Genomic DNA, 9,423 nt, shown 5'->3' with positions numbered 1-9,423 from the left:
GCGCGCGGCGGGGTGAGCTCCGCCGCGCGCGTCTGCCCGCGCTACAGCCGGACCATCACGGAGCCGAGCACGCTGAACGTGTCGGTCGAGAAGTCGCCGAAGTACGGGTTCCAGCCGAGCTCGGCGCCGACCCGGACGTTGTCGTTCACGTCGTAGTGGCCGCCCGCGGCGAAGCGCATCGTGACGCCCACCCCGTCGTCCGAGGAGCTCCCGAACGGCGTGTCCACCGACGACCGCGCCCAGTACAGCCCGAGCCCCGCGTCGCCGTAGACGGCGACGGCCGGCGCGAGGGGCAGCGTGAAGCGTGCAGCGGGCACCAGCTTGAAGATGTGGGTGGACTGGGAGTAGTCCCCGATTCCCGTCGAGGTCGAGTCCGAGAAGCGCGTGAACCCGAGCGAGCCGACGGCGCTCAGGTTCACCTGCGGCCCGATCGCCTGGATGGGCAGCTCGCCGTCCAGCCGCAGCCCGAGACCGGTCGTGCCGCTCGCGAACTCGAACCCGACGAGACCGCCGGCGCTCAGCGCCTGCGGCGCGGCTGCATCCCTCGCCGTCAGCCGCGGCGGCGCGCCCTGCGCGTCCGCGCGGACAGCGAGGAGCGCGAGGGCGAGCCCCGCGACCACCGAACCACGAACCCCCATCATCCACCTCCCGTTGAACGCACCCCGGCGGGCGCGCGTGAGGCGCCTTTCCTTAGAGGAAGGCTCCGCGCCGCGCAGCGAAAGCTCTTGTCGAGGCCCTTCACGGAGCGGCGTGGAGGCGCGAGCGCGGCGCGAGGCCCCGGCCGAGCGTGGGCGAGCCCGCTCGCGAGGGGCCCGGCGCCCGCCCGTGCGCGTGCGGCGCACGCGAGCCGCCGCGCGAGGCCCGGCGCCGTATACTCCTCGCGCGCCGCGCCGCGAGGCGGCGCCGGGGGCAACAGCCATGACGAGCGACGGCCCGAGACCTGCGGCGGGCGAACGGCGCATCCGCGCCATCCGGAACATCGGGATCATGGCCCACATCGACGCGGGGAAGACGACGCTCACCGAGCGGCTGCTCTTCGTCGCGGGGCGCACGCACAAGATGGGCGAGGTGCACGACGGCCTCGCGGTGATGGACTGGATGGACCTCGAGCGCGAGCGGGGGATCACCATCACCTCCGCCGTGACGAGCTTCGAGTGGCGCGGGCACGAGCTGCACCTCATCGACACGCCCGGCCACGTGGACTTCACCATCGAGGTGGAGCGCTCCTTGCGCGTGCTCGACGGCGCCATCGCCGTGTTCGACGCGGCGCACGGGGTCGAGCCGCAGAGCGAGACGGTGTGGCGGCAGGCCGATCGCTACCGGGTCCCGCGGATCGCCTTCGCGAACAAGATGGACCGCGTCGGCGCCGACCTCGCGATGACGCTCGCCTCGATGCGACGGCGCTTCCCGGACCAGGTGATCGCGCCGCTGCAGCGCCCGCTCGGCCAGGAGGCGGCGTTCGAGGGGTTCGAGGATCTCGTGTCGCGGCGCACGGTCCGCTTCGCGGACGCGGACGATCCCCGTGCGTTCGCCGAGACGGAGGGGATCTCGCCCGAGGGCGAGGCCGAGCGGCAGGCGCTCGTGGAGCGGCTCGCCGACGTGGACGACCCGATGGCGGAGGCGGTCCTCTCGGACGCGGCGGTGGACGAGGGCGCGCTCCGGAGCGCGGTCCGGCGCGCCACGCTGACCGGGCGGTTCGTCCCGCTCCTGTGCGGCTCGGCGCTCCGCAACAAGGGCGTGCCGCACGTGCTCGACGCGATCTGCGACTACCTCCCCTCCCCGCTCGACGTCCCGCCGGTCCGCGGCGAGGACCCGCGCACGGGCGAGCCGGTGGTGCTCCCCGCCGACGAGCACGCGCCGCTCGTGGCGCTCGCCTTCAAGGTCTCGCTCCTCGACGAGAAGCGGCGGCACGTCTTCGTGCGCGTCTACTCGGGGCGGATCGCCGAGGGCGACACCGTCTGGAACGCGAGCCTCCGCAAGCACGAGAAGGTCGCACGCGTGCTCCTCATGCACGCGGTCCAGAAGAAGCGGGTGCCCGCCCTGGGGGCGGGCCAGATCTTCGCGGTGACGGGCCTCAAGGAGACCCGCACCGGCGACACGCTCTCCGACCCCGGCCACCCGGTGGTGCTCGAGCGGCTCTCCGGATACGAGCCCGTCATCTCGCAGGCCATCGAGGCGGCCTCGCTCGCCGACCGCGAGGCGCTCCTCGAGGCGCTCGCGCGCGTCACCGACGAGGACCCGAGCTTCCGCTTCGGCGAGGACCCGGACACGGGGCAGCTCCTCGTGTCGGGCATGGGCGAGCTGCACCTCGAGATCGTCGCCGAGCGGCTGCGCCGGGAGTTCGGCCTCCCCGTCCGCACCGGACAGCCGCAGGTGCTCATGCGCGAGACCGTCACCGCCGAGGCGGAGGCGACCGCCGCGTTCGAGCGGAAGGCCGAGGAGCTCGAGCTGTTCGGCGAGGTGACAATCCGGGTGGGCCCGCTCCCCCGCGGCGAGGGGTTCCGCTTCCGGGTCGAGCCGGCGGCCGCCACGCTGCCCTTCCTCCGCGCCGAGGTGCGGCAGGCGGTGGAGCAGGGCGCGCGCGAGGCCGCGGAGGCCGGCGTGCTCGAGGGCTATCCGCTGCAGGACGTCGAGGTGGTGCTCACCGGCGCGACCTGGCGCGAGGGCGGCTCGAAGCCGATGGCGTACAAGGTGGCGACGGCGGACGCGGTGCGCGAGGCCGCCCGGCGCGCGCGGCCGGTGCTCCTCGAGCCGGTGATGCGGGTGGAGATCGTCGCGCCCGGCGAGTACCTCGGCGCGGTGATCGGCAGCCTCGACCAGCGCAAGGGGACGATCCTCGACGTCGCGGATCGCGGCGCGGCGACGAAGGCGATCCGGAGCGAGGCGCCCCTGCGCCGGATGTTCGGGTACGCGACCGAGCTCAGGTCGCTGACGCAGGGCCGTGCGGTGTTCACGATGCGCTTCGACCGGTTCGACGCCCTGGCGTGAAGGGCGCGAGCCGGTGAAGCGCCCTAGGCCGCGACGCGCGAGAGCCTGAGCTGCTCCTGCCGCCGCAGCGCCCGCGCGAACAGGACGAGGAACACCGGCGCGAACAGCGTGACGGCCAGCAGGGCCGCGAGCGCCGTGACCGCCGCCAGGGCCACCGTGAACGCGACCGCGACGGCCTGCGAGATGAAGTCGCCGAAGGCCCGGATGCGCTTCGAGAGAGAGACGGGAGCTGCGGGGACTGCTGCGATCTCTGCCGCGAGGGTGACGGCCTCGGTTTCGGACTCGTTCATGGACTTCTCCCGTGTCCTGGTGCTTGGAACTCGGGATACGGGGTCCAGTCGACCCGCGCGATGCGGCAACTTGTCGCTACCCTCAGTCAATCCGCGGGGTTGCAGGCCGTTTTTTGATCCACGTCACGGTTCGCACCAACCCGCGTTCCGGGATATCCCACGGGTCCAACGAACTGGACTCGTTCGGTCAATGTTGACCATTTCAGTCCACCACACGCCTTCAGCGGAGGGGCCCCGGGACGCGGCCGACCCAACAGGAACTCGCGCGTGTCACGTCCACGCGAGGCGCGCGCGTCGCTCCCAGTACGCGCTGGCCGGCTCGACGAGCCTCGCGAGCGCGGCGAGCTCGCCGGGCGCGAGCCCGAGTCGCGCCGCGGCGAGGTTCGAGCGGAGCTGCTCGACGGTGGTGGCGCCGAGGAGCACCACGTCGGCCCACGGCTGCGCGAGCGCCGCGGCGAGCGCGACGGCGTCGGGCGTCGAGCCGCGGTCGCGCGCGAGCTCCGCGAGCGGTCCGGACGCGCCGGCGTCCCCGCGCGCGGTCAGCCGCCCGTTCGCGAGCGGCTCCTTCACCATCACCGTCCGCCCGTCCGCGTGGGCCTCGCGGAGCGCCTCCTCGCAGGCGCGCTCCAGCACGTTCCACGTCGCCTGGACGCTCGCGAAGAGCGGCGCCCCGGCGCGCGTCACCGCGAGCGCGCGCCGGATCGTCTCCGCCTGGCGCACGCCCGTCACCGTGAGGCCGACGCGGACCCCGCCGTCGCGCAGCCGCGCGAGCGCGTCCAGCACGCCCGCGTCGTCGAGCACCCCGGTCTCGAGGGTCGCGGAGTGGATCTGGTAGAGCGCGAGGTGGGGGCCGAGGATCGCGCGCGACTCGGCGAGCTGCTCCTCGAGCGCGGCGAGCGAGTGATCCTTCACCTCGTGCCGCTCGACGTCGAGCCGCCACCCGCCGACGTACCGGTAGCCCCACTTCGACGAGACGGTCACCTCACCGGGCGCGAGGCCGCGCGCGTCGAGCCAGGAGCGGACGAACACCTCCGCGCGCCCGTACGATCGCGCCGCGTCCACCCAGCGGATGCCGGCCGCCCAGGCGGCGTCGAGCACGGCGTGGGCGTGACGCTCGAGCTGCTCCGGCGAGCGACCGCCCGCGAGGTCGTCGGCGTGGCCGAGGGTCATGTACGCGGGCCGGCCGATGGCGGCCGTGCCGAGGGCGAGGCGCCGGAGCCGCTCCGCGCCTGGTGCATCGTGTTCCATGGCGCGAGGTTACCCGACGCGGGCCCACGCGCGGGAGCCGTTCACGACCCGGGCTGCTGCTGGAGCAGCTTCGCCGGCACGCCGCCCGTGATCCGCTTCGCCGCCGCGCCGCCGGCGAGCTTCCCGTCCTTGTCGACCCCGTTCACGATCGCGACGACGTCGAGCGGCACGGTCGACGGGAACTGCTGGTTGAACTCCGAGACGGTCATCTCGCGCGGGACGCGGACGACCTCGATCTTGGCAGGCTGGATGTTCTCGGCGGACTTGTCCGTGAGCGGGCCGAAGCTCGCGATGGCCTGCTTGAAGGTGCCGTCGTAGCCGGAGAACGCCTGGGCGGGGGAGTAGCCGACGAGCTGGTACGTGACGCCGCCGTGCGAGATGAACGACACGAGCCCGTTCAGCACGCCCTTGTCCGTCTGCGCCTGGAAGTAGCTCGCGGTCGCGGGCTGCCCGCCCACGGTCCCGGTCTGCGGGGCCTGAAGGGGCTTCACCCCCTCCTGCGCGAAGAACTTCTTCGTCGCCTCCTCCGGCGAGAGCTTCCCCGCCGCGGCGAGCTGGAGCGCCGCGTCCTGCTTCGGGCTCACGGCCACGACGGCGGTCGGGGTGTTCTGCGCCTTCCAGCCCTGCGGGAACTTCATCTGGAACTTGAGCTCCGGGTGCAGGAAGGTGTCGCCCTTGAAGAACCCCTGGCGGGGGTCGTCGCCGAACACCATCCCGGAGACCATCCCGACGTAGCGGTCGTGCTCCACCTTGGCGCCCGGCGGGATCGTCGCCTTGGCGGCCCGCTCGCGCGCGACCTCGGCGCGGTTGCCCGGGTCCGGGTGCGTCGACTGCCACTCCGGGACGCGGCCCGCCCCCTGCTGCACGCTCGAGCGCTCGAGGGTGACGAACACCTTCGACATCTCGCGCACGTCGTAGCCCTGCTGCGCCATGTACTTGAAGCCGAGCTGGTCCGCCTGGCGCTCGGCGTCGCGCCCGTACTTCAGGAACAGGAGCTGGAGCCCCGCGACGGCGGCCTGCCCGAGCTGCGCGAGCTCCGGCGAGACGATCATCCCGACCCCGAGCCCGAGCTGGGCGAGCTGCTGCTTCGAGAGCTGCTCCACCGAGTGGCGCGCGGTGATGTGCCCGATCTCGTGCCCGAGCACGCTCGCGAGCTCGGCCTCCGAGCCGAGGTACGTGAGGATGCCGCGGGTGATGAACACCGGGCCGCCCGGGAGCGCGAACGCGTTCACCGTGGGGTCGTCGAGCACGGTGAACTGCCAGGGGAGGTCGGGCCGCTCCGACGCCTTGGCGATGCGCATCCCGATCTCGCGGACGTAGGCCTGGACCTTCTCGTCCGGGTAGACGCCCATCTGCTGCTTCACCTGCTCGGCGCTCTCCTTGCCGAGCGCGATCTCCTGGTCCTTGGAGACGAGCGCGAGCTCGCGCTTGCCGGTGACTGGGTTTCGCGCGCAGCCCGCCGCCACCAGCGCGGCGAGCGGGAGGGCGACGAGCGAGCGAGCGGCGGTGAAGCGACGGATCATGGAGCTGTCTCCTCGAGCGAACGGTCGAAGCCGAAGGCGCCCGCCCGGGATGATCACGGGCGGGCACGCCTCGAATTCATTTTACGGACCGTTCCTGATCCGCGCCTCACCCTCGGTCGCCCGGACCCGATGGAGGCGTTCGCGCGGGCGACCGGACGGGGCTAGCGCTCTAGGCGCCGCAGCACCTCGTCCGCCATCGCGGTCGTGGACAGCGTGCCCCCGAGATCGCGGGTGCGCGCGCCCTCCGTGATGGCCGCGTCCGCCGCCTTCTCGATGGCCGACGCCTCCGCCTCGAGCCCGAGCGAGTGGCGGAGCATCATCGCGGCGGAGAGGATCGTGCCGAGCGGGTTCGCGATGCCCTTTCCCGCGATGTCGGGGGCGGAGCCGTGGATCGGCTCGTACAGGCCGGCGCCGCCGGCGCCGATGGACGCCGAGGGGAGCATGCCCATCGAGCCGGCGAGCACCGACGCCTCGTCGGTGAGGATGTCGCCGAACATGTTCTCGGTGACGACGACGTCGAGCGACGCCGGCGCCGCGATGAGCCGCATCGCGGCGGTGTCGACGAGCATGTGGTCGAGCGCGACGTCGGGGTTCGCCGCGCCGATCGCCGTCGTCACCTGCCGCCACAGGCGGGAGGACTCGAGCACGTTCGCCTTGTCGACCGAGGTCACCTTGCGACGGCGGCCGCGGGCGAGCCTGAACGCGAGCTCGACCACGCGCTGCACCTCGTAGTCGTGGTACTCGAGCGTGTCGACCGCGCGGACGTGGCCGTCCTTCTCCTCACGCCCCTTCGGCTGGCCGAAGTAGAGGCCGCCGGTGAGCTCGCGGATCACGAGCAGATCGACGCCCGCCAGCCGGTCCGCCTTGAGCGGCGACGCGTCCACGAGCGCGGGGTGCACGCGCACCGGGCGCAGGTTCGCGAACACGCCGAGCCCCTTGCGCAGCCCGAGGAGCCCCTGCTCCGGACGGACCTTCGCCTGCGGGTCGTCCCACTTCGGCCCGCCGACCGCGCCGAGCAGCACCGCGCTCGCCGCCTGGCAGGCGGCGAGCACCTCGGGCGTGAGCGCCGTGCCGTGCCGGTCGATGGAGCACCCGCCCATGAGGTGCTCGGACAGCTCGAATGTGTGGCCGCCCTTCCGCGCTACCGCCTGGAGCACGCGGATCGCCTCCGCGGTCACCTCCGGCCCGATGCCGTCACCGGGCAGCACGACGATCTTCGCTCTCACGCTTCGGTTCCTCCGGTCTCCGCCGCGACCGTGAGCCCGTACTCCAGGGCGTCCACGATCGCGCGCCAGCTCGCCTCGATGATGTTCGGCGACGCGCCCACCGTGCTCCAGACGCGCTTGCCGTGCTGCGTGTCCACGAGCACGCGCGTGACCGCCGCCGTGCCGTTCTTGCCATCCAGGATTCGGACCTTGTAGTCGACGAGCTTGCAGTCGGCGATCTGCGGGTAGCGCGGCACGAGCGCCTTGCGGAGCGCCGCGTCCAGCGCGTCGACCGGGCCGTCGCCCTCGGCGGCGGTGTGCAGGAGCTCGCCGTCGACGCGCACCTTCACCATCGCCTCCGAGAAGAGCCCGCGGCCGTCGCGGTGCTCGACGTTCACGAAGAAGTCGACGAGCTCGAACGGCGCCCGGTGGGCGGGGTCGTGGCGCTTCATCATGAGCGCCACCGACGCCTCCGCCGCCTCGAACGAGAAGCCGCGCGCCTCGAGCGTCTTGATCTCCTCGAGCACGTCCGCGACCCCGGCGCCCCCGGCGGCGAGCCCCAGCTCCTCCGCCTTCGAGAGCAGGTTGCCGCGGCCGGAGAGCTCGGAGACGACGACGCGCATCTGGTTGCCGACGAGCTCGGGCAGGACGTGCTGGTAGGACGCCGCGTTGCGCCGCATCGCCGCGACGTGGATCCCGCCCTTGTGGGCGAAGGCGGACCGGCCGACGTAGGGGAGGTGCTCGTCGGGCGCGAGGTTCGCGACCTCGGCGACGAAGTGCGAGAGCTCGGTGAGCGACTGGAGGTGGTTCTCCGGCAGGCAACGCCGCCCGAGCTTCAGCTCGATCGCCGGGATCACCGAGCAGAGGTTCGCGTTCCCGCAGCGCTCGCCGTAGCCGTTGATCGTGCCTTGCACGTGGCTCGCGCCCTCGTGGACCGCCGCGAGCGAGTTCGCGACCGCGGTCTCCGAGTCGTTGTGCGCGTGGATGCCGAGCGGGGTCTTCACCTTCGCGCCGACCGCGCGCACCACCTCCGCGATCTGCCACGGGAGCGATCCGCCGTTCGTGTCGCACAGCACGAGCGTCTCGGCGCCGCCGCGCGCCGCGGCCTCGAGCGTCGCGAGCGCGTAGGCGGGGTCGGCGCGCCAGCCGTCGAAGAAGTGCTCCGCGTCGTAGACGACGCGGCGGCCGCGCTCGCGGAGCCAGGCGAGGCTCTGCTCGATGATCCGCAGGTTCTCGTCGAGGCTCGCGCGCAGCACGTCGGTCACGTGCAGGGTCCAGGTCTTGCCGACCACGGTGCAGACCGGCGCCCCCGAGTCGAGGAGCGCGCGCAGGTTCGCGTCGTCCTCCGGCACCCCGCCCACGCGGCAGGTCGAGCCGAACGCGGCGATCGCCGTCCGCCGCCAGGGCAGGTCGCGCGCGCGCGCGAAGAACTCGGCATCCTTGGGGTTCGAGCCCGGCCAGCCGCCCTCCACGAAGGCCACCCCGAGCTCGTCGAGGCGGCGCGCGATGCGGAGCTTGTCCTCGCACGAGAGCGAGATTCCCTCGCGCTGGGTGCCGTCGCGCAGCGTGGTGTCGTAGATCTGGATCATGGGCCGTCCGTCGAGAGAGAAGGGCGAGTATACACGTCGCGAACGCGAGTCCCGGGGCGCGCGCGACGTCGAGGACGCTGACTCCGGAATCGGCGGCGCCGCCGGCCGGGCGCCCGATCCCAGGCTGCGCGAGGTGTGGCTCGTCGCGCGCTGGCTCGACGCCGCCTTCCGCATCCCCGGGACCGAGCTCCGCATCGGCCTCGATCCCATCGTCGGGCTCTTCCCCGGCGTCGGGGACGTCGCGACGAGCGTGGCGGCGGCCTACGTGCTCGTGGTCGCGTGGCGGCTCGGGGCGCCGCCGGTGCTGGTCGCGCGGATGGCGATGAACCTCGCGATCGACGCGGTCGTCGGGGCGGTGCCGCTCCTCGGCGATCTCTTCGACGCCGGCTTCAAGGCCAACCTCAGGAACGCGCGGCTCCTCGAGACCTGGCTCGCGGCGCCCGGCCCGACGCGCCGCGCGAGCGGGCTCCTCGTCGCGGGCGTGCTCGTCGCGGCGCTCGCCCTGACGGCAGCGGTGGCGTTCGCCGCCTTGCGCGTCGCCGCGTGGGCCTACGGCGAGCTGCGGGCGGGCTGACCGGCG

8 protein-coding genes are annotated in these 9,423 nt (G+C 73.2%); 2 read left to right on the top strand and 6 right to left on the bottom strand.

Features of this window, described 5'->3' with window-relative positions; genetic code table 11:
- Positions 1-41 precede the first annotated feature (41 nt).
- Entirely contained in the window at positions 42-638 is a 597-nt protein-coding gene (locus MNY62_RS24765) for an outer membrane beta-barrel protein (RefSeq protein WP_242347006.1), read from the bottom strand.
- Between the two features lie 280 nt (positions 639-918).
- Between MNY62_RS24765 and fusA the strand changes: the two genes are divergently transcribed.
- Positions 919-2,988, top strand: coding sequence for an elongation factor G (gene fusA, locus MNY62_RS24760; RefSeq protein WP_279426867.1), 2,070 nt, complete (start codon positions 919-921; stop codon positions 2,986-2,988).
- A gap of 23 nt (positions 2,989-3,011) precedes the next feature.
- Here fusA and MNY62_RS24755 read toward each other — a convergent pair whose 3' ends face one another.
- From MNY62_RS24755 to cimA, 5 genes are all read right to left on the bottom strand, one after another.
- Positions 3,012-3,278 carry a hypothetical protein gene (locus MNY62_RS24755; RefSeq protein ID WP_242347004.1) on the bottom strand — a complete coding sequence of 89 codons (267 nt, stop codon included), beginning with the start codon at positions 3,276-3,278 and terminating at the stop codon, positions 3,012-3,014.
- A gap of 270 nt (positions 3,279-3,548) precedes the next feature.
- Entirely contained in the window at positions 3,549-4,526 is a 978-nt protein-coding gene (locus MNY62_RS24750) for an aldo/keto reductase (protein WP_242347003.1), read from the bottom strand.
- A 41-nt stretch (positions 4,527-4,567) separates the two neighbouring features.
- Positions 4,568-6,049: a M48 family metalloprotease gene (locus MNY62_RS24745; protein WP_242347002.1), complete on the bottom strand. Its 1,482-nt coding sequence runs from the start codon at positions 6,047-6,049 to the stop codon at positions 4,568-4,570.
- 161 nt (positions 6,050-6,210) lie between these two features.
- Positions 6,211-7,275 carry a 3-isopropylmalate dehydrogenase gene (gene leuB / locus MNY62_RS24740; protein WP_242347001.1) on the bottom strand — a complete coding sequence of 355 codons (1,065 nt, stop codon included), beginning with the start codon at positions 7,273-7,275 and terminating at the stop codon, positions 6,211-6,213.
- The gene (cimA, locus tag MNY62_RS24735; RefSeq protein WP_242347000.1) at positions 7,272-8,843 is read right to left on the bottom strand and encodes a citramalate synthase; all 1,572 of its coding nucleotides are present in this window, start codon (positions 8,841-8,843) and stop codon (positions 7,272-7,274) included. Before cimA ends, leuB begins: the two co-directional genes overlap by 4 nt.
- Between cimA and MNY62_RS24730 the strand changes: the two genes are divergently transcribed.
- On the top strand, positions 8,842-9,417 hold the full coding sequence (locus MNY62_RS24730) for a DUF4112 domain-containing protein (protein ID WP_242346999.1): 576 nt from the start codon (positions 8,842-8,844) through the stop codon (positions 9,415-9,417). The genes cimA and MNY62_RS24730 overlap by 2 nt on opposite strands.
- The last annotated feature ends 6 nt before the right edge of the window (positions 9,418-9,423 follow it).

The organism is Anaeromyxobacter terrae, from assembly GCF_022690685.1.
Lineage (GTDB): Bacteria > Myxococcota > Myxococcia > Myxococcales > Anaeromyxobacteraceae > Anaeromyxobacter > Anaeromyxobacter terrae.
The sequence above is the reverse complement of the archived record's forward strand: the minus strand, read 5'-3'. Positions and strand labels throughout refer to the sequence as shown.

Excerpts from the sequence above, each read along its gene's own strand:
- cimA (WP_242347000.1), bottom strand. The coding sequence starts at position 8,843 with ATGATCCAGATCTACGACACCACGCTGCGCGACGGCACCCAGCGCGAG.
- fusA (WP_279426867.1), top strand. The coding sequence starts at position 919 with ATGACGAGCGACGGCCCGAGACCTGCGGCGGGCGAACGGCGCATCCGC.
- MNY62_RS24745 (WP_242347002.1), bottom strand. The coding sequence starts at position 6,049 with ATGATCCGTCGCTTCACCGCCGCTCGCTCGCTCGTCGCCCTCCCGCTC.
- MNY62_RS24765 (WP_242347006.1), bottom strand. The coding sequence starts at position 638 with ATGGGGGTTCGTGGTTCGGTGGTCGCGGGGCTCGCCCTCGCGCTCCTC.
- MNY62_RS24755 (WP_242347004.1), bottom strand. The coding sequence starts at position 3,278 with ATGAACGAGTCCGAAACCGAGGCCGTCACCCTCGCGGCAGAGATCGCA.
- MNY62_RS24730 (WP_242346999.1), top strand. The coding sequence starts at position 8,842 with ATGGGCCGTCCGTCGAGAGAGAAGGGCGAGTATACACGTCGCGAACGC.
- MNY62_RS24750 (WP_242347003.1), bottom strand. The coding sequence starts at position 4,526 with ATGGAACACGATGCACCAGGCGCGGAGCGGCTCCGGCGCCTCGCCCTC.